Source organism: Serratia sp. CY52157 (assembly GCF_052168495.1).
Classification (GTDB): Bacteria; Pseudomonadota; Gammaproteobacteria; order Enterobacterales; family Enterobacteriaceae; genus Serratia; species Serratia ureilytica.
The window spans coordinates 1,558,245-1,575,670 of the sequence record NZ_JBJNMO010000001.1 but is presented as its reverse complement, the minus strand read 5'-3'; the positions used below and the strand labels follow the sequence as shown (position 1 = coordinate 1,575,670).

The 17,426-nt window shown below is 64.4% G+C and carries 18 protein-coding genes, 1 tRNA gene and 1 riboswitch; of the genes, 11 read left to right on the top strand and 8 right to left on the bottom strand.

Annotated elements, in window-relative coordinates:
• The first annotated feature begins 65 nt into the window (after window positions 1-65).
• The 3 genes from ACJ8IP_RS07500 (at window position 66) to ACJ8IP_RS07490 (ending at window position 2,043) form a co-directional block, all read left to right on the top strand.
• The gene (locus ACJ8IP_RS07500; protein WP_089191983.1) at window positions 66-962 is read left to right on the top strand and encodes a LysR substrate-binding domain-containing protein; all 897 of its coding nucleotides are present in this window, start codon (window positions 66-68) and stop codon (window positions 960-962) included.
• A gap of 69 nt (window positions 963-1,031) precedes the next feature.
• Window positions 1,032-1,619 carry a nitroreductase family protein gene (locus tag ACJ8IP_RS07495; RefSeq protein WP_033643691.1) on the top strand — a complete coding sequence of 196 codons (588 nt, stop codon included), beginning with the start codon at window positions 1,032-1,034 and terminating at the stop codon, window positions 1,617-1,619.
• Window positions 1,620-1,749: 130 nt separating this feature from the next.
• Window positions 1,750-2,043, top strand: coding sequence for a DUF2623 family protein (locus tag ACJ8IP_RS07490; RefSeq protein WP_033643690.1), 294 nt, complete (start codon window positions 1,750-1,752; stop codon window positions 2,041-2,043).
• A gap of 12 nt (window positions 2,044-2,055) precedes the next feature.
• Here the strand turns inward: ACJ8IP_RS07490 and ACJ8IP_RS07485 are convergent, their stop codons facing one another.
• Window positions 2,056-2,625, bottom strand: coding sequence for a helix-turn-helix domain-containing protein (locus ACJ8IP_RS07485; RefSeq protein ID WP_033643689.1), 570 nt, complete (start codon window positions 2,623-2,625; stop codon window positions 2,056-2,058).
• A 38-nt stretch (window positions 2,626-2,663) separates the two neighbouring features.
• Here ACJ8IP_RS07485 and ACJ8IP_RS07480 point away from each other — a divergent pair, with 38 nt between their 5' ends.
• Both ACJ8IP_RS07480 and ACJ8IP_RS07475 read left to right on the top strand, forming a co-directional pair.
• Window positions 2,664-3,182 (top strand): GNAT family N-acetyltransferase, encoded by a 519-nt coding sequence (locus tag ACJ8IP_RS07480; RefSeq protein WP_033651829.1) that lies wholly within the window; start codon window positions 2,664-2,666, stop codon window positions 3,180-3,182.
• A 17-nt stretch (window positions 3,183-3,199) separates the two neighbouring features.
• On the top strand, window positions 3,200-3,640 hold the full coding sequence (locus ACJ8IP_RS07475) for a DMT family transporter (RefSeq protein WP_033651828.1): 441 nt from the start codon (window positions 3,200-3,202) through the stop codon (window positions 3,638-3,640).
• Between the two features lie 57 nt (window positions 3,641-3,697).
• Here the strand turns inward: ACJ8IP_RS07475 and ACJ8IP_RS07470 are convergent.
• A tRNA-Asn gene (locus ACJ8IP_RS07470) sits at window positions 3,698-3,773 on the bottom strand.
• Window positions 3,774-4,101: 328 nt separating this feature from the next.
• On the opposite strand from ACJ8IP_RS07470, the gene nac reads away from it, so the two are divergent.
• Complete coding sequence (gene nac / locus ACJ8IP_RS07465) at window positions 4,102-5,025, top strand: nitrogen assimilation transcriptional regulator NAC (RefSeq protein WP_033643686.1); 924 nt, start codon at window positions 4,102-4,104, stop codon at window positions 5,023-5,025.
• Between the two features lie 36 nt (window positions 5,026-5,061).
• Here nac and ACJ8IP_RS07460 read toward each other — a convergent pair whose 3' ends face one another.
• The gene (locus ACJ8IP_RS07460; protein WP_033643685.1) at window positions 5,062-6,525 is read right to left on the bottom strand and encodes an AMP nucleosidase; all 1,464 of its coding nucleotides are present in this window, start codon (window positions 6,523-6,525) and stop codon (window positions 5,062-5,064) included.
• A gap of 139 nt (window positions 6,526-6,664) precedes the next feature.
• A complete protein-coding gene (opgB, locus tag ACJ8IP_RS07455; RefSeq protein ID WP_108681410.1) occupies window positions 6,665-8,968 on the bottom strand; it encodes a phosphatidylglycerol--membrane-oligosaccharide glycerophosphotransferase in 2,304 nt (767 codons plus the stop codon).
• Between the two features lie 285 nt (window positions 8,969-9,253).
• On the opposite strand from opgB, the gene ACJ8IP_RS07450 reads away from it, so the two are divergent.
• Window positions 9,254-9,994, top strand: a complete 741-nt coding sequence (locus ACJ8IP_RS07450; protein ID WP_108681408.1) for a transporter substrate-binding domain-containing protein — start codon at window positions 9,254-9,256, stop codon at window positions 9,992-9,994.
• Here ACJ8IP_RS07450 and ACJ8IP_RS07445 read toward each other — a convergent pair whose 3' ends face one another.
• Genes ACJ8IP_RS07445 through ACJ8IP_RS07430 form a run of 4 tightly spaced genes read right to left on the bottom strand, consistent with a single transcriptional unit; the run spans window position 9,995 to window position 13,150 of the window.
• On the bottom strand, window positions 9,995-10,930 hold the full coding sequence (locus tag ACJ8IP_RS07445) for an ABC transporter substrate-binding protein (protein WP_042784967.1): 936 nt from the start codon (window positions 10,928-10,930) through the stop codon (window positions 9,995-9,997).
• 35 nt (window positions 10,931-10,965) lie between these two features.
• Entirely contained in the window at window positions 10,966-11,733 is a 768-nt protein-coding gene (locus tag ACJ8IP_RS07440) for an ABC transporter permease (RefSeq protein ID WP_042784966.1), read from the bottom strand.
• On the bottom strand, window positions 11,730-12,470 hold the full coding sequence (locus tag ACJ8IP_RS07435; protein WP_182074615.1) for an ABC transporter ATP-binding protein: 741 nt from the start codon (window positions 12,468-12,470) through the stop codon (window positions 11,730-11,732). The genes ACJ8IP_RS07440 and ACJ8IP_RS07435 overlap by 4 nt, the downstream gene beginning before the upstream one ends.
• Complete coding sequence (locus ACJ8IP_RS07430) at window positions 12,467-13,150, bottom strand: TenA family protein (protein ID WP_033643679.1); 684 nt, start codon at window positions 13,148-13,150, stop codon at window positions 12,467-12,469. The genes ACJ8IP_RS07435 and ACJ8IP_RS07430 overlap by 4 nt, the downstream gene beginning before the upstream one ends.
• Window positions 13,151-13,212: 62 nt before the next feature.
• Window positions 13,213-13,315, bottom strand: a riboswitch (TPP riboswitch).
• A gap of 149 nt (window positions 13,316-13,464) precedes the next feature.
• On the opposite strand from ACJ8IP_RS07430, the gene ACJ8IP_RS07425 reads away from it, so the two are divergent.
• The 4 genes from ACJ8IP_RS07425 to gap all read left to right on the top strand — a co-directional run bounded on the left by ACJ8IP_RS07425 (window position 13,465) and on the right by gap (window position 17,423).
• A complete protein-coding gene (locus ACJ8IP_RS07425) occupies window positions 13,465-14,487 on the top strand; it encodes an LLM class flavin-dependent oxidoreductase (protein ID WP_047025387.1) in 1,023 nt (340 codons plus the stop codon).
• 12 nt (window positions 14,488-14,499) lie between these two features.
• A complete protein-coding gene (locus tag ACJ8IP_RS07420; protein WP_442524351.1) occupies window positions 14,500-15,234 on the top strand; it encodes an SDR family NAD(P)-dependent oxidoreductase in 735 nt (244 codons plus the stop codon).
• 126 nt (window positions 15,235-15,360) lie between these two features.
• Window positions 15,361-16,335, top strand: a complete 975-nt coding sequence (locus ACJ8IP_RS07415) for a GlxA family transcriptional regulator (RefSeq protein WP_033651909.1) — start codon at window positions 15,361-15,363, stop codon at window positions 16,333-16,335.
• 77 nt (window positions 16,336-16,412) lie between these two features.
• Complete coding sequence (gene gap, locus ACJ8IP_RS07410; protein WP_442524350.1) at window positions 16,413-17,423, top strand: type I glyceraldehyde-3-phosphate dehydrogenase; 1,011 nt, start codon at window positions 16,413-16,415, stop codon at window positions 17,421-17,423.
• Window positions 17,424-17,426 lie beyond the last annotated feature (3 nt).

Here is a 17,426-nt window from a genome sequence, read left to right as displayed (position 1 = left end):
CCGGCGGGCGACAAATGACGGCTTTTCTGCCAGGATGAATTCAACTCATCTGGAGAGGCTTCACCATGTTCGCTACGCTGCCCGTCAACGCATTACGCACCTTCGAATCCGCCGCTCGCCTGCGCAGCTTCAAACTGGCGGCGGCCGAACTGGCGGTGACGCCGACGGCGATATCACACCAGATCAAAGCGCTGGAGCAGCAGTTGGGGTTTGCGCTGTTCGAGCGGGTACCGCGCGGCGTGCGGCTGACACCGAAGGGGGAAACGCTGTTTGCCGGGGTGCACGGCGCGCTGCTGGACGTCGCCGCCACGCTCGAAGGCCTGCGGCCGCAGCACAGCGCAGGATCGCTGTGCGTTTCGGTGACGCACTCGTTCGCGGCGCTGTGGCTGGTGCCGCGCCTGGGGCGCTTCTATCAGGCGTATCCGCACTATCTGGTGCGCCTGGAGGCCTGCGCCGAGGTGATCGATCTGCAGCAAGACGCCAGCGTGGACGTGGCGGTGCGCTACAGCCGCGCGCACTATCCCGCGCTGCATCAGGCGGCGCGGCTGGAGGAAAGCTTTGGCGTCTACGCCGCGCCGGGGCTGGCCGCTGCCGAGCCGGAAAATCCGGTGCTGATCACCGTCAAGTGGGGGGATTCGGCGCTGTACGACAGCGGCTGGCATGACTGGTGCCGGGCCGCCGGGGTCGATTGGTGGCGGCGCCATGCGGCGATGCGCAGCTATCACGAGGAGCATTACGCCCTGCAGGCGGCGGTGGCCGGGCAAGGGTGGGTGCTCGCCAGCTCGGTGATGGTGTCCGAGATGGTGGACAACGGCCTGCTGGCGGCGTACCGGCCCGAGGTGCGCGTACCGGGCGCCGCATACAGCGTACTGTGCGCGCCGGGGCGCGAGCGGCATCCGCCGGTCAGGGCGTTTCTGGCCTGGCTGCAGCAGGAATTGCCGCAGGACAATGGCACGAAATAAAAGTTTTACCGTCCTAAGCTGTGGGAATATCAGCGAACTTTTGTTTTTACTTCACTGCGAGAACCTATCATGAGCCAGCCAAGAATCTCCGATTACCCGATTGACGCGCAATTTATCGAGCGCTGGTCGCCGCGCGCGATGACCAACGACGCCATCGACGATCAAACGCTGCTGAGCTTCTTTGAAGCGGCGCGCTGGTCGCCTTCGGCCTACAACATTCAGCCGTGGCGTTTTGCCTACAGCAAGCATGGCTCCGACAGCTGGGAGAACTACCTGGAGTTCCTGATCGACTTCAACCGCGGCTGGGCGCAACACGCCTCGGCGCTGGTGGTGATCGTCTCCAAAACCACCAGCCTGAACGGCGAGCGGCTGGTGGACAACCCGACCCACGCGTTCGACACCGGCGCCGCCTGGGCCAACCTGGCGCATCAGGCGCACCTGAAAGGCTGGCTGACCCACTGCATGAGCGGCATTCACCACGACAAGATCAAAGCGGCGCTGCAGCTGCCGGACGACTATGCGGTGCACGCCATGGTGGCGATCGGCAAACCGGGCGACAAATCCCGCCTGCCGGATTTCCTGCAGGAAAAAGAGGCGCCGTCGGGCCGCCTGCCGCTGGGCAACACCGTCAGCGAAGGGCTGAATTTCACGCTGTGATCGCGCGTTCTCGCCGAGGCCCGCTTGGCGGGCCTTTTTTATGCTGCGAGTAAAACTTTGGGAGTATGTTCGCGTTCGCCTATTCGCTGTATATTTTGTTATATAGCGATTGCGTGATAAGGAGGAACCGATGGGGGATCATTTTGGCAAAGGGCTGTTGGCGGGATTAAAAGCGGACAACCTGAAACCGGAGGCGGAGCTGTCGCGCTTTTGCTCCGACTACAAGCGCGGTTTCGTGCTCGGCTATGCGCACCATTTGGCGCAGCGCTGCGGCGACGAGAACCGGGCGGCGTTCGAGGCCGGGCAGCTCAGCCGCGCCTATGGGCTTGGCAGCGAGCCGATGAGCGAGTTCTTCTCCGGCGGCGACAGCCGGTTGGCGGAGAAGTTTTTCCGCGCCGGCTATAACCGCCCGGCGCAGGGTTAGGACAGACGGCCGTCAGGCGGCGCTCAGCACCGCCACCATATACACGCACGGTTGGTCGCTCTGATTTTCAAATCGGCAGTCCGCCGGCGGGCCGAGCTCAAGGCAGTCTCCCTCGGCCATCTCATGGCGCGCGTCACCCTCGATAAAGACCAGTGCGCCGGATAAGACCCAGATCAGCTGACGTTTGAACGCGTACACCGAAGCCGGCATCGGGATAGCCGCGCCGGCCGGCAGTTCGATGCGCACCAGATCGAGCGGCAAATCGGTGCGGGGCGACACGTGGCGCCGCACGTAACCGCTCTCGGGATCGACCCAGACCGGTTGATCTTCCCGGCGCAGCAGCCGGCCTTCCTGCGTTTCCGCTCGGGCGATCAGCTTGGACATGCTGAGGCCGAACGCGCCCGCCAGTCTGCCCAACAGCATCGCCGTCGGGCTGCTCTCGCCGCGCTCGATCTTATGAACCATCGCCCGTGAGACGCCCGCCCGTTCGGCCAAATCGGACAGCGACCAGTGGCGCGCCTCGCGTTCAATGCGAATGCGTGCGCCGATCAGCTGATTTAGATTGTCTAATTTAATATTCATATCGTAGTATTATAGTGGACAATTGGCCGGGGTAAACCATGATTATACGAAATGCGACGTTCAACGATAGCGCGGCGATTGCCGCTATCTATAACGACGCGGTGTTGAACAGCACCGCCATCTGGAATGAACAAACCGTGGATGCGGCCAATCGCGCGGCGTGGATCGGCGAACGGCAGGCGGCGGGTTACCCGGTGCTGGTGGCGGTGAACGCCGAGGACGAAGCGATCGGCTACGCGTCGTTCGGCGACTGGCGCGCCTGGGACGGCTATCGCCACACCGTGGAACATTCGGTGTATGTCCATCAGGCGCATCGCGGCGCAGGGATTGGCAAGGCGCTGCTGCTGGCGCTGATCGCACGGGCGCGGGAAATCGGCAAACATGTGATGGTGGCCGGCATCGAATCCGGCAATCGGGCCTCGATTAAGCTGCATCTGGCGCTGGGTTTCCGCGACGTGGGGCGCATGGAACAGGTGGGCGCTAAATTCGGCCAATGGCTGGATCTGACGTTCCTGCAACTGAGGCTCGACGAACGGGCGACGCCGCCCGCGCGCTGATCCCGGGAGACAGGGCGATGAATATGCTGTTACTGCTGATCGCGGCCGGGATGGGGCTGGTGGTGCAGAATCTGCTGATGGTGCGCATCACCGAAAGCGTCTCGACCATCCTCATTACGCTGGTGATCAACTCCAGCGTCGGTTTGCTGCTGCTGGTGGGGTTGCTGCTGGCCAAAAATGGCCTCGGCGCGGTGGCGGAAGTGACCGGCGCCGCCAAATGGTGGATGCTGTTGCCAGGGCTGCTGGGATCGCTGTTCGTGTTCGCCGGCATCCTGGGCTACCAAAAACTGGGCGCGGCGGCCACCATCTCGATCCTGGTCGCCAGCCAGCTGTGCATGGGGCTGTTGGTGGACGTCTACCGCGCCGGCCCGGCGGCGCTGCGCGAGAATCTGCCGGCGCTGTTCGGCGCCTTGTTGCTGGTGGCGGGCGCCTATCTGGTGGCGAAGCGCAGCTTTTGACGGCGGCTGAAAGGCAAAAAGCCCGCTCGGGTTTCCCTGAGCGGGCTTCTCTAAATATGGCTCCTCTGACTGGACTCGAACCAGTGACATACGGATTAACAGTCCGCCGTTCTACCGACTGAACTACAGAGGAATCGTGTGAACGGGGCGAATAATAGCGGGGCGGTTGCGGCTTGTAAAGCGCGAAAACGCCCGGCGCGCGCGTTTGCTGTAAGATTGCCCAACCTGCTGCTTTTTCTCGCTTTTATCGCTTATCTCACGCGCAGCGCCGCCGGATTGCCCGCTGAGGCGGCGCCGTTGCCTGCCGGTGGTGCAACGCGTGCCCTGCGTTGTGGCGCGCCTCGCCCGATAATCGGCCATTTGCCGCCGTTTTTGGCCTTTTGACGACTCTGGCCTGGATCTTGCTGCGGTTGCATGACCGGATTTCGGCATTCTCAATTTAGCGGCTCGCTGGAGGCACTATGAATCTCAGACGTCTGAAGTACTTCGTGAAAATCGTCGATGTCGGCAGCCTGACCCAGGCGGCGGAGGTGTTGCATATCGCCCAGCCGGCGCTCAGCCAGCAGTTGGCGACGCTGGAGGGGGAGCTGAAGCAACAGCTGCTGATCCGCACCAAGCGCGGGGTGCAGCCGACCGAGGCCGGCAACATTCTGTATGCCCACGCGCAAACCATTTTGCGCCAGTGCGAGCAGGCGCAGAGCGCGGTCAACAGCGCCGGGCAGGCGATGAGCGGCCAGGTGTCTCTCGGGTTGGCGTCGGGGAGCACCGCAGCGCAGCTGGCGCTGCCGCTGCTGCAAACCCTGCGCGATCAGCAGCCGGGCATTTTGCTCAGCCTGCATGAAAACAGCGGCGCGGCGCTGGCCGGACAGGTGGCCAACCAGACGCTGGACATGGCGATGGTCTACGGCGCCAAAATGCCCGCCGGTCTGCACACCGTCGCGCTGATGCGAGAGGATCTCTATCTGGTGGCGACGCGCGCGGTGCCGCATCCCGGCAACAGCGTCGAGCTGCTGGACGTGGCGCGGCTGAACCTGTTCCTGCCGCGCGAGGGGGATGCGGTGCGCAACCAACTGGAGGAGGCGATGGCGCTGCGCAAGCTGGCTGTCAACGTGGTGGGGGAGATTGAATCCTCGGGCGCGCTGAGCGCCGCGATCGCCGGCGGGTTGGGGGCGACCGTATTGCCGGAGTCGGTGGCGCGCGCGATGATCGGCCCGGCCAAGGCCTGGATGGCGCGCATCAATGCGCCGACGATGTCGGTGCCGCTGTCGCTGTGCATGTCGGGCCAACAGTCGCTGTCCGCCCCGGCGCTGCTGGTGAAAGACCTGCTGCTGTCGATCGCCGGTGGCCGCAGCCAGGAGAAGCGCGCGCTGGCGCTGGTGCGTTGAGGAAAAAACGGCCCGCCGCAGCGGGCCTGAGCACCGTTATCGGAACGGCGGTTCGTTGAAGGTGCGCAGCTTGCGCGAGTGCAGGCGATCGCCCTCGGCGCGCAACAGATCGATGGCGCAGATGCCGATCTGCAGGTGCTCGGAGATTGCCCCTTCATAGAAGCGGTTGGCCTGGCCCGGCAGTTTTATTTCACCGTGCAGCGGTTTGTCGGAGACGCACAGCAGCGTGCCGTACGGCACCCGGAAGCGGTAACCCTGAGCGGCGATGGTGGCGCTCTCCATGTCGACCGCCACCGCGCGGCTGAGGTTGAAGCGGCGCGCCGAAGCGGAGTAACGCAGCTCCCAGTTGCGATCGTCGGTGGTGACCACCGTGCCGGTGCGCAAACGCTGTTTGACCTCTTCACCGGGCATGCCGCTGACCATCTTGGTGGCGTCGTACAGGGCGCGCTGCACCTCGGCGATGCTCGGGATCGGGATATCCGGCGGCAGCACCGCATCCAGCACGTGATCGTCGCGCAGATAGGCGTGGGCCAGCACGTAATCGCCGATCTTCTGGCTTTCGCGCAGGCCGCCGCAGTGGCCGATCATCAGCCAGGCGCTCGGGCGCAGCACCGCCAGATGATCGCAAATGGTTTTGGCGTTGGACGGGCCGACGCCGATGTTGATCAGCGTGATCCCTTGGCCGGTGCGCGAGATCAGGTGATAGGCCGGCATCTGGTGGTTTTTCCACGCCAGATCGGACACCGCCTGTTCGGGCGCGCTGGTTTCCGGCGTGATGTAGGTACCGCCGGCGCTGGAGAGCGCGATGTACGGGCTGGCCGGATCGGCGATCTGCGCGCAGGCCCAGCGCACGAACTCGTCCACATAGCGGGTGTAGTTGGTGAACAGCACGAACGGCTGGAAATGCTCCACCGGGGTGCCGGTGTAGTGCCGCAGACGCGCCAGCGAGAAATCCGCGCGCAGCGCATCGAAATGCGACAGCGGGAAATGGTTGTCGGTGGTGTGATACAGGCCGTCGGCGGTCTCGTCACCGATCTGTGCCAGCTCGGTGGTGGGGAAATGCTGCGCGATACCGGCGCTCATTGAGCGATCGAGCGCCAGGCTGGAGCCGTCGATCACATAAGGGAACGGGATCTCCTGCTGCGACGGCGCCACTTCGATATGGGCGGCGTAGTCGTGTTCCAGCATCGCCAGCTGTTCGGCCAGATAGTGGCGGAACAGCTGCGGCCGGGTCACGGTGGTGCTGTAGCTGCCGGGATGGGTAAAGCGGCCGAAGGCGCGGGTTTTGTTCGGGCCGGACTGCTGCCCGTCCCAGCTGACGCGCAGCTCGGGATACACGAACAGCCCTGCGGCGCGCGCCTGCGGGTCCGGCAGGGTGCCGTGGCTGATAAAGTCACTGACCGCCTGCCGCAGCGCGTCTACCGCGGCGTCATACAAGGCTTCCAGTTGATCGAGTGCCTGATCGGCGCTGAGGCCGCTGCGAGGTGGGGCATAGCTCATACTTTCTCCTTCGATGTCCCGGCTCTGGGGCGGGATTGGCGGCGTTTCACCGTCACAGGTTAGCCGAAGCAGGGCGTAAAAGCTTGGTCGAAATGACGGGCGCGGCAAAGAAATTACCGCGCCCGTGAAGGCGGGGGAATCAGGAGGCGGGAGCGGCCGCTTCGACCTTCAGCGATACCAGGCCGATGCCCAGCTTCTTCGGCGTGAAGCCGCCGCTGGCGCTCTCTTTCGGCTCGGTCGGTGCCGGCGGGGTAATGCTGATCTTCTGCGCGCCACGCGGGTTGTCGAAACGCAGGGTGACGGTGCTGTCCTGCTCGCCGAGCGACACGAAGCGCTCTTCGTCGCCGACGCGCACCGAAATCGGTTCGCCGACGTTGTTGCCGTAGGCGCGGGCGCGCAGCACCAGATCGAAGGTTTTCGGCAGCGGATCGACATAATCGATGTCGACCGCCGGCGCCAGGTTGGCGTCGGACCAGCGGCCCCACTCCTCGACGGCGGAGACGCCGGTAATGGCTTTCACCTGTTCCGGCATGCCGGGCAGCATGAACTCGATGGCGTCCGCCCGGTACTTCATCGCCGCGTCGTCCACCTGCAGGCGGGCGACGGCGTTTTGGTAATCGGCGACGCTGTCCGCCGCCGGGCCGGTAAAGTTCACCTTGCCGCGGAAGCGCTCGCCGCTGGCCTGCACGATCTGCGGCGGCGAGGCCAGGGTGCCGGCGGCCACGCAGATGTCGGTGCTCAGCGCCAGCTGCGGCGCCCAGACCCGGCCGATCTCGTAGCATTTATCGACCCAGACGAATTTCTCCCCCGCCCCCAGCCCGGCCAGCTGCTTGCGCAGCGGGGTGGAGAGGTAGACGTTGAACATCGGTTCGATGCGGTTGTCGCCCACCCGCAGAATGAACGGCACCTTGTAGGTGACGCCGGAGAAGCTGAAGCTGCGCTGGCGCGTGTCCACGCTGTAGTCGCTGATGTGGTTCGGCAGGCCCCACTGATTGATCACCGCCGGTTTCCAGCCGTTGATTTTCTCTTCGATATTCAGGAACACCGTAGACAGCGACGGCGCCGACAGGCTGCTGCGGCCGAGGCCGATATAGTTGTCACCGCCCATCACGTCCAGCACCGTGGCGCCGTTATCCAGCGTGCTGCGTTTCTCGTTGCGCTGCTCCGCCTGCGGCCGGGTGCCGTCGATGATAAAGAACAGGTTGCGGCGCTTCTGTTTGGTCAGGATGTCGTAGGCGGTGTTGTTCATCGCCAGATGATCGGAGGACACCACGATCACGGTGTTGCTGAAATAGGGCGAGCGTTTGATTTTGTCGATCAGCGCGGCGATGTGTTGCTGGCTGCAGGCTACCGCGCTCAGCGAGCGGTTTTCCTTGTTCTGCCAGGCGTAGCTTTTCTTGCTGCAGCCGGCGGAGATAAAACCGTCCGGGTGATGGGTATCGACGGTCAGGGTAAACAGCGAGAACGGCTGGCGCTGTTTGGACAGCTCGACGAACTTGCCGTACACCACGTCCAGCACACTGTCGTCGTACCAGCCCCAGTCGTTTTTGTAGCTCGGATCGGCGACCTGTTCGCGCAGCTCTTTGAAACCGTAAACGTGGTCGAAGCCGTGGGATTTCAGGAAGGTGTCTTTACCGGCGAACGCCAGCTCGGCGCCCTGATAGAAAAAGTTGCTGTAGCCGGCGGCCTTCAGCACGTCGCCCAGGCAGACGTTCTCCGGGTAGAAGGTGGAGACCGCGCTGGAGGCGTTGCCGTCGAAGGGTGCGAACAGCGGAATGCCGCACTGTGAGGCGACCATGCCGGCGATGGTGTAACCGGTGCCCGGCAGCTGCTGGGTGTTGCTGAAATCGATGCTGTCTGCGCGCAGGGCGTTCAGCTCGTCGGCCAGGCCGGGAAACAGCTCGGTATCGAAGTAGGTGCGCTCCAGGCTCTCGGCATAGATGTACACCAGGTTCGGCCGTTTGCCCTGCACGGTCTTTTTCGGCGCCTTGTAGTAGGTGGTGAAATCGGCGGTATCGCCGACGATCTGGCTCTTGACCAGCAGCGAGATGTCCTGAAACGCCGGGGTGGTGCCGACCGAGAACAGCGCCAGCAGCACGGCGACGAGGCTGTAGGCCACGCTGCTGCCTTTGGCCTTGCGGCGCAGCAGGCTGCGGGCCAGCACCGCGAAGATAAGCCCCAGCGCCGCCAGCAGGCCGATGAACGGCAGCACGTATTTGCTGATGCCCGCGCCTTTGAGGCTGCTGGTGACGGTGTAGATCACCGCATCGGTGATGCCGTCGCCGGTGAAGTAGTTGCTGGCGATCAGAATGACGTTCAGCACCAGATAGCTGCCGAGCAGCGTCAGCAGAATGGCGAACCACCAGCGGTTGGCGGCGGCCCGGGTGCGATAAATCAAAATCGACGCCAAAAAAAGAACAAACGAAACGACTGCGAGAACCATCCGCCAAACCTTGTCTGATTGGAAAAAAACGTTGCTGCCCTGGTCTGCGCCGCCGACCGTGCCGCGGCGCGAAAAGTGAAGGGTATAGCCTATTGTCGGCGGCGGAACAACGCGCGATGTCCCGCTCCGGCCGACGGTCGGCGGCTATTGTACATTTTTATGACAATAGTGTGACGTTAATCACGTCGGCGGCGGCCGCGGCGGCGAAATCTTGCTGGTCGGAGGTTTCGCTCTACGCTTAATGAGCGCCACGACGGCGCGTCCATCAGCCATTCAGGAGGAAGTATGCAGACGGTTTCCGCAGCGGTACTCGACGATCTGGCCCCGCAAGGCGTGTTGCGCGCGGCGATCAATCTCGGCAATCCGGTGCTGGCGCAGGCCGGGCCCGGCGGTAAACCGCAAGGCGCTTCGGTGGAGCTGGCCGCCGCGCTGGCTCGCGAACTGGACGTGGCGCTGGAGCTGGTGACCTATGACGCGGCCGGCAAGGTGTTCGCCGACCTGGACAGCGGCGCCTGGAACCTGGCGTTTATGGCCATCGAACCGGTGCGCGCGGCGCAAATTGCCTTCAGCGAACCCTACGTGATCATTGAGGGGACTTACCTGGTGGCGAACGACGCGCCTTACTTTGAGGTGGCGCAGCTCGACAGGCCGGAGGTGCGCATTGCGGTCGGCCAGGGCGCCGCGTACGATCTGTTTTTGTCGCGCACGCTGCAGCAGGCGCAGCTGGTGCGAGCGGCTACTTCCGCCGAGGCGATCGCGCTGTTTTTCGAACGCGGGCTGGAGGCGGCGGCCGGCGTGCGTCAACCGCTGCTGGCCGCCGCGGCCGCCCATCCCGGCTACCGAGTGCTGGATGGGCATTTCACCGCCATTCGCCAGGCGATGGCGGTGCCGAGGCAAAAAACGCAGGGCGCCGCCTACGTGAACGCGTTTATCGAACGCTGCAAGGCCAACGGGCTGGTGAAGGCGGCCTTGCAGCGCAGCGGCCAGGGCGAGGTGACGGTGGCGCCGCCGGCCGCCTCGGCGTGATCAGTTCAGCTCCACCGCATACTGGTCTACCGGGGTGATTTTCTTGATCAGCTTGTTGTCGAACAGGAATTGCTCGTAAGCCTCATAGCGGGCCCGATCCAACTTGGCCGGATCGCGCGCGAACAGCGGCAGGCTGGCTTGCCACGCCTGTTTGTTCAGCTCGGTATTCAGCTCCGGGTGCGCCTTGGCGAACGCCAGCCAGGTGTCCTGCGGGTGTGCATGCAGGTAGTCGCTGCCTTGCTTCAGCGCGGCGAGGAATTTGCGGATTTTCGGCTCGTTCACCGCATCGCGGTTGGCGACGATAATCAGCTCGTCGTAGGCCGGCACGCCGTAGTCTTCGACGTTGAACACCACCGGCTTTTTGCCCTGCAGCTTCAGCTCCAGCGCTTCGATATTGCGATAGCCGCCGATCACCGCATCGACCTGGCCCGCCAGCAGGGCGCTGGTCAGCTGGAAGTTGACGTTGATGAGCTTGATGTCCTGCGGCTTGAGGTGCTCGTGCTCGACCATGGTGGCCAGCGTCGCCTGTTCGATGCCGCTGACCGAGTAGCCCACCGTTTTGCCCTTGAGATCCGCCGGCGACGTGATGTTTTTGTCCAGCGCGATCACCGTATTCAGCGGCGTGTTGATCAGCGTGCCGACGCGCATCAGCGGCAGGCCCTGATCGGCGAAGAAATGCAGCTGCGGCTGATAGGTGATGGCGAGGTCGGCCTGTTTGGCGGCCACCAGCCGCGGCGGCAGCGCCGGATCGGACGGCGGCACGATCTTGACGTCCAGCCCTGCGGCCTTGAAGGCGCCGATCTGCTCGGCCACCATAATCGGCGCGTGATCGGGGTTGATGTACCAGTCGAGCACCAGCGTCAGCTTGTCGGCCGCGCCGACCTGGCCGGTGAGGGCGGCGCCGAGCAGCAGCCCGCAAACGGTTTGTTTGATCATGGTCGTTCCTTTATCCCTGGTTATGGTTGCAATCATCAGTCGTTTTCCGGCGCCCAGGCGATCAGGCGCCGCAGCAGCGCATCCACCGCGGCCCACAGCAGCACGGTCATCAGCACCAAAATAAACAGCGCGGCGAAGCAGACGTCGGTCTGCATGCGCGCGTTGGCGTTCAGCATCACGTAGCCCAGCCCTTCGGCCGAGCCGACCCATTCGCCGATGATGGCGCCGATCGGCGCGACGGCGGCGGCCATGCGCAGGCCGGAGCCGAAGGCCGGCAGCGCCGCCATCAGCCGCACGTGCCGCAGCTGCGCCCAACGCGAAGCGCGCATCGTGCGCGCCAGATCGAGATAGTCGTTGTTGACCCGGCGCAGCCCGTCGAAAAAGGCCGACACCACCGGGAAGAAGATCACCAGCACCGCCATCGCCACTTTGGCGCTCATGCCGAAGCCGAACCACAGCACCAGCAATGGGGCCAGGGCGAACACCGGTATCGCCTGGCTGGTGAGCACCAGCGGCATCAGCCAGCGCTGCAGGCGCGGCGAGAAGATCATGCACAGCGCCAGCGCCGCGCCGAGCAGCACGCCGAGCGCCAGCCCGCTGACGATCTCCGAAGCCGTGACCAGCGTGTGCCAGGCGAGATAGCCGCGTCCGTCCCACAGCGCCTGCGCCACCGCGCCCGGCGTGGGCAGCAGAAAGGCCGGAATGCCGCTTTGCGCCGCCAGCCACCACAGCAGCAGCAGGCCGATGAAGACCGTCAACCCACGCCGCAGGCGGGTGAAGCCGCGCTCTTTGGCGATATTCATTGCGCCGCCCTCACCATTTGCAGCAGCAGCTCGGCCTGGCTTTTCAGCAGGTCGGCGTCATCCGGCGCGCGCGGCGGTTGCCCGCTGATGCGGTGGGTATCGTCGAGGCCCAGCGGCCAGGGCGACAGCACCAGCAGCCGGTGGCTCAGGCGGCAAGCCTCCATCGGATCGTGGGTGATCAGCAGCACGGTGTTTTGCGCCAGCAGCTCGGCGGCCAGGCTCTGGATCTCGGCGCGGGTAATGGCGTCCAGCGCGGAAAAGGGTTCGTCCATCAGCACGATTGGCTGGCGTTCGTAGAGCGTGCGGGCGATGGCGGCGCGCTGGCGCATGCCGCCGGACAGCGCGGCGGGCAGGCTGCGGCTATGCGCGGCCAGGCCTACGCGCTCGAGCAGGTGCGCGGTCCATGCCCGATCCGGCGCTTCGCCGCGCAGCCGCGAGCCGAGGGCGACATTGTCTTCGACGCTCAGCCACGGATAGAGCAGGTCTTTTTGCCCCATGTAGGCGATGCGCCCGGCGATCGGCAGGCCGTCGCTGTCGCTCACCGTACCCGAGCTGGCCTGCGCCAGCCCGGCGATGATCTTCAGCAGGCTGGTTTTGCCGGCGCCGCTGGCGCCGAGCAGGGAGACGAAGCTGCCGCCGGCGATATCGAAGCTCAGCCGCTCAAAGATCGTCTGTTGATCGAAGCGCAGAGTGAGATCCCGCACCTGGATGCCGGGCGGGAGGCGCGGGGAGGTCATGAGGCGTTCAGCCCCATTTGCCAAAATGCCGCTTCCAGCTGGGTGGCGGTGGTGAAAATCTGCGCCAGCTCGGTAAAGCGGCTTTGTGCGCCGCGCTGGTGGCCGACGGTTTCCAGCAGTTCGATGGCGGCGCGCACGCCGGCCAGATAGCCCTCGTCGCCGTAGTTGCGGATCCAGGAGGCGTAAGGATTGCCCTCCATTTGCGTGGCGGGATCGTGCAGCAGCCGCAGGCCGATTTCGGCATAACCGGCCACGCAGGGCAGCAGGCCGGCCAGCAGATCGAGGGCGTCGCCGGCATGGCCGATGTCCAGCACGTAGCGGGTGTAGTTCATGGTTTCCGCCGCCTCCGGCTGGGCGGCGATCTGCGCTTCGCTCAGCCCCCATTCGGCGCAGTAGGCCACGTGCAGCGGCAGCTCGGCGACGATGCCGTTGAGCGAGGCGGTGGCGGCGCGCATTTCCGGCAAGGTGCGCAGCTTGCTGACCAGCAGCGCGTAGGCGCGGGCGAAGTGCAGCAGGAACAGGTAGTCTTGGGTCAGGTAACGGCGAAAAGCGCGTTCAGGCAAGGTGCCGGCGGCCAACTGCTGCAGAAACGGGTGTTCGACGTAATTTTGCCAGTGGCTGCCGGCCTGTTGGCGCAGCCGGCCGTAAAGACCGCTTTCGAACAGGGTGGTGATGGACATGGGACCTCCTTGAGTCAGTGGAGATCCGGGCACGCTGAGGTATGAACAGGCAACGGGTGATCGCGCGGTTGCCTAACCGTCCCTTCGCTGGCATGACCCAGATCAGGTTCAAAGGGTTCGGCTTGCGCCATCTCAGCCCGTAACAGGACACCCCTCGGAGCTGCCTGTTATACGACATTTGTTTTTTGATTACAATCGCCGGGCAGCGCGGCGGCAATCGGTTCGTTTAGTGCGATCGGGGGCGATTTTGCTGGCGCAAAGCGCGCGATTTTTGTCACTGTAGGCCCATGTTTTGCCTTTGAGGATGATGCCCGATGAAAAAGATTGGTTTTCTCTCGTTTGGCCACTGGACGCCTTCCGCCCAGTCCGGCACCCGTTCAGCGGCGGATGCGCTGCTGCAGTCCATCGATCTGGCGGTCGCCGCCGAAGATCTGGGCGCGGACGGCGCCTATTTTCGCGTGCACCATTTCGCGCGTCAGTTGGGATCGCCGTTCCCGCTGCTGGCCGCCATCGGCGCCAAAACCCAACGCATCGAGATCGGCACCGGCGTGATCGACATGCGCTATGAAAATCCGCTGTACATGGTGGAAGACGCCGGCGCGGCGGATCTGATCGCCGGCGGGCGGCTGCAGCTTGGCATCAGCCGCGGCTCGCCGGAGCAGGTCATCGACGGCTGGCGCTATTTCGGCTATGCCCCGGCCGACGGCGAAACCGACGCGGACATGGCCCGCCGCCATACCGAAGTGTTCCTGGAAGCGCTGCGCGGCGAAGGGTTCGCCGAACCCAATCCGCAGCCGATGTTCCCGAATCCGCCCGGGCTGCTGCGGCCGGAGCCGTTTTCCGCCGGGCTGCGCGACCGTATCTGGTGGGGCGCCGGTTCGAACGCCACCGCCGTCTGGGCGGCGAAGCTGGGCATGAACCTGCAAAGCTCGACGCTCAAGAACGACGAAACCGGCGAACCCTTCCATATCCAGCAGGCCAAGCAGATCCGCGCCTATCGCGCGGCCTGGCAAGAGGCGGGCCATGCGCGCGAGCCGCGGGTTTCCGTCAGCCGCAGCATCTTCGCGCTGGTGGATCAGCGGGATCGCAACTACTTCGGCGGCAGTGGTAAGGAAGGCGACCAACTGGGGTATATCGATGCGCAAACCCGGGCGATCTTTGGCCGCAGTTACGCCGCAGAACCTGACGCGCTGATCGAACAGCTGGCGCAGGACGAGGCCATCGCCGAAGCGGATACGTTGCTGCTGACCGTGCCTAATCAGCTGGGCGTGGAATACAACGCGCACGTCATCGAATCGATTTTAACCCATGTCGCGCCGGCGCTCGGCTGGCGCTAAACGGAGGGTGGCATGTCACGCATTTTCATTACCGGTTCGGTGGACGGGCTGGGCCGCGCCGCCGCGCAAACGCTGTTGGACGAAGGGCATCAGGTGATTCTGCATGCGCGCGCACCCGGCCGTCTGGACGCGGTGCGCGATCTGCTGGATCGCGGTGCACAGGCGGCGATCGGCGATTTGTCCGATGTGCAGCAGACTCGGCAGCTTGCCGAGCAGGTCAATCGCCTCGGCCGTCCGGACGCGGTGATCCACAATGCCGGTATGTTTACCGGGCCGCAGGTGATGCCGGTGAACGTCATAGCGCCTTACCTGCTGACGGCCCTGATCGAACGTCCCAAGCGTATCGTCTACCTGAGCAGCAGTATGCACTTTGACGGCGTGGCGGAGCTGAATGGCGTAGACTGGCTTGGCGGTGCTGCCGGTTCTTATTCGGACAGCAAGCTGTTCGTCACCACGCTGGCCGCCGCCGTGGCGCGCCAGTGGCCCGACGTCATCAGCAGCGCGGTCGATCCCGGCTGGGTGCCGACCAAAATGGGCGGCGCGGACGCGCCCGACGATCTGGCGCTGGGGCATGTGACGCAGGCATGGCTGGTGAGCAGCGATGAACCTCAGGCCCTGGCGTCCGGCGGCTATTGGCATCATCAGCAGCGGTTCGAGCCTCACGCGGCGGTACACGACGAGGCGTTTCAAACGGCGCTGCTGGCGCAATTGGCGCGCGCCGGCGGGGTGACTCTGCCACAGATTTAAATGACTATTCCTTCCAGGCCCGTCGGGGTTATCGGCGGGCTTTTTTATGCCCGCAGGGTGAACCGGTGGCGCTTTTCTTATACAGTGGCTTCCTGACCTGTTTTGACCGTTCTCTCTATTATCGCCATGCACACATTCCTGATTATCGTCCCTGAAGGGGGCATGCTGTTCGAAGCGGCGGGCATCGCCGATATCCTGATGCAGGCTAATCGCCTGAGTGCTGCCGAGACGCCGCTGTATCAGATCGCGGTCGCCACTACGCAATCTCACCGAGTGGTGCACGGCCTGTCAGGCCTGAGCCTGCTGGCCGACCATCGCCTGGCGGATCTCGATCCGTTCCTGCCGCGCGATACCGTGATCGTCGCCGGCAAAGGGGCGAGCGAAGAAGAGGGCGCCCTGGTGGCGGATTGGCTGCGCCGCGCGGCGCCGCAGACGCGCCGTATCGCCTCCGTTTGCGGCGGCGCACTGTTGCTGGCCGAAGCCGGGTTGCTGGATGGACGGCGGGCGACCACCCACTGGCGACTGGCGGAAACGCTGCAGGCGCGCTTCCCGCAGGTGCAGGTCGAAAACGGCCCGATCTACGTGCAGGACGGGCCGATTTGGACCTCCGGCGGCGTCAGCTCCGGCTTCGACCTGACGCTGGCGCTGGTGGAGGACGACTACGGCTTCGTGCAGGCGCGTGAAGTGGCGCAGGATCTGGTGATGTTTCTGCGCCGCCCCGGCGGGCAGGCGCAGTTCAGCCGCTACCCGCTCAACCAGGCCAAATCGCCGGGCCCGATCCGCGACCTGCAGTCCTGGATCCTGGAGAATCTCGCCGACGATCTCAGCGTTGAACGGTTGGCCGAACGCGTGGCGATGAGCCCGCGCAACTTTACCCGCGTGTTCACCCGCGAGACGGGCATTTCTCCCGCCAAATTCGTCGAAGAAGGGCGGTTGCATACCGCCAGACAGCGCCTGGAGCAGAGTGCGCAAGGCATCGAACAGATCGCCTTGGCCACCGGCTTTGGCAACGGCCTTAACCTGCGGCGGGTGTTTGAGCGAAAACTGCAACTGACCCCGAGCGAATACCGCGAACGCTTTCATGCGCGCAATTTGGCGTAAATTGATCGGTAAACGTCATTTACGCCGCTTCGGGGCAGGGCTAGAGTTGAGGCAAAGCCCAAAACGAGGAGTGCATCATGGTGAGAGTAGGCATTAATGGATTCGGCAGGATCGGACGCAACGTGCTGCGCGCGGCGCTGGGGCGCAGCGATTTTGAAGTGGTGGCGATCAACGATCTGACCGACAGCAAGACGCTGGCGCACCTGCTGAAATACGACACGCTTTCCGGCACCTTGGCCGCCAGGGTCGAAGCCGGCGACAACCAGCTGCTGCTGGACGGCCGGCCGATTCAGGTGTTTTCGCAGCGCGATCCCGCCGAGATCCCCTGGCACAGCGTGGGCGTGGACGTGGTGATCGAAGCGACGGGCTTCTTTACCGACAAGGCCAAGGCGGAAGTGCACATCACGCACGGCGGCGCCAAGCGGGTGATTATCTCGGCGCCGGCCAAGAATGACGACATCACGCTGGTGATGGGGGTTAACGATCACCTCTACGATCCGGCGCTGCATAAGGTGGTCAGCAACGGCAGCTGCACCACCAACGGGCTGGCGCCCGCCGCACAGGTGCTGCATCAGGCGTTCGGCATCGAATACGGGTTGATGAACACTACGCATGCCTATACCAATAGCCAGGCGCTGCACGATCAGCCGGAAAAAGATCTGCGCGGCGCGCGGGCGGCGGCGGAATCGATCGTGCCTTACTCCAGCGGCGCGGCCAAGGCGCTCGGCAAGGTGATCCCCGAACTGGACGGCCGCCTGACCGGTTACTCATTACGGGTGCCGGTGCCGGTGGTTTCCATCGTCGATCTGACGGTGACGCTGAAACGCCCGGCGACGACGGAGGAGATCAACGCGGCGTTCCGCGCGGCGGCGGCGTCCGGCCCGCTGAAAGGGATCCTGGGGTACAGCGATGAGCCGCTGGTGTCGAGCGACTACCGGGGCGATGCGCGCTCGTCGATCATCGACGGCCTGTCCACGCTGGTGATCGGCGGCAATCTGGTGAAGGTGCTCGCCTGGTATGACAACGAGTGGGGCTTCTCCAATCGGTTGGTCGATCTGGCGCTGCTGATGGAAAAGCGCGGGCTGTAAACG

Bases quoted from the DNA above. Each gene is read 5' to 3' on its own strand.
- ACJ8IP_RS07415 (WP_033651909.1), top strand. From the start codon at position 15,361: ATGCACACATTCCTGATTATCGTCCCTGAAGGGGGCATGCTGTTCGAA.
- ACJ8IP_RS07430 (WP_033643679.1), bottom strand. From the start codon at position 13,150: ATGTCCATCACCACCCTGTTCGAAAGCGGTCTTTACGGCCGGCTGCGC.
- nac (WP_033643686.1), top strand. From the start codon at position 4,102: ATGAATCTCAGACGTCTGAAGTACTTCGTGAAAATCGTCGATGTCGGC.
- ACJ8IP_RS07485 (WP_033643689.1), bottom strand. From the start codon at position 2,625: ATGAATATTAAATTAGACAATCTAAATCAGCTGATCGGCGCACGCATT.
- gap (WP_442524350.1), top strand. From the start codon at position 16,413: ATGGTGAGAGTAGGCATTAATGGATTCGGCAGGATCGGACGCAACGTG.
- ACJ8IP_RS07475 (WP_033651828.1), top strand. From the start codon at position 3,200: ATGAATATGCTGTTACTGCTGATCGCGGCCGGGATGGGGCTGGTGGTG.
- ACJ8IP_RS07495 (WP_033643691.1), top strand. From the start codon at position 1,032: ATGAGCCAGCCAAGAATCTCCGATTACCCGATTGACGCGCAATTTATC.
- ACJ8IP_RS07490 (WP_033643690.1), top strand. From the start codon at position 1,750: ATGGGGGATCATTTTGGCAAAGGGCTGTTGGCGGGATTAAAAGCGGAC.
- ACJ8IP_RS07440 (WP_042784966.1), bottom strand. From the start codon at position 11,733: ATGAATATCGCCAAAGAGCGCGGCTTCACCCGCCTGCGGCGTGGGTTG.
- ACJ8IP_RS07450 (WP_108681408.1), top strand. From the start codon at position 9,254: ATGCAGACGGTTTCCGCAGCGGTACTCGACGATCTGGCCCCGCAAGGC.
- ACJ8IP_RS07500 (WP_089191983.1), top strand. From the start codon at position 66: ATGTTCGCTACGCTGCCCGTCAACGCATTACGCACCTTCGAATCCGCC.
- ACJ8IP_RS07435 (WP_182074615.1), bottom strand. From the start codon at position 12,470: ATGACCTCCCCGCGCCTCCCGCCCGGCATCCAGGTGCGGGATCTCACT.
- ACJ8IP_RS07425 (WP_047025387.1), top strand. From the start codon at position 13,465: ATGAAAAAGATTGGTTTTCTCTCGTTTGGCCACTGGACGCCTTCCGCC.
- ACJ8IP_RS07480 (WP_033651829.1), top strand. From the start codon at position 2,664: ATGATTATACGAAATGCGACGTTCAACGATAGCGCGGCGATTGCCGCT.
- ACJ8IP_RS07420 (WP_442524351.1), top strand. From the start codon at position 14,500: ATGTCACGCATTTTCATTACCGGTTCGGTGGACGGGCTGGGCCGCGCC.
- opgB (WP_108681410.1), bottom strand. From the start codon at position 8,968: ATGGTTCTCGCAGTCGTTTCGTTTGTTCTTTTTTTGGCGTCGATTTTG.
- ACJ8IP_RS07460 (WP_033643685.1), bottom strand. From the start codon at position 6,525: ATGAGCTATGCCCCACCTCGCAGCGGCCTCAGCGCCGATCAGGCACTC.
- ACJ8IP_RS07445 (WP_042784967.1), bottom strand. From the start codon at position 10,930: ATGATCAAACAAACCGTTTGCGGGCTGCTGCTCGGCGCCGCCCTCACC.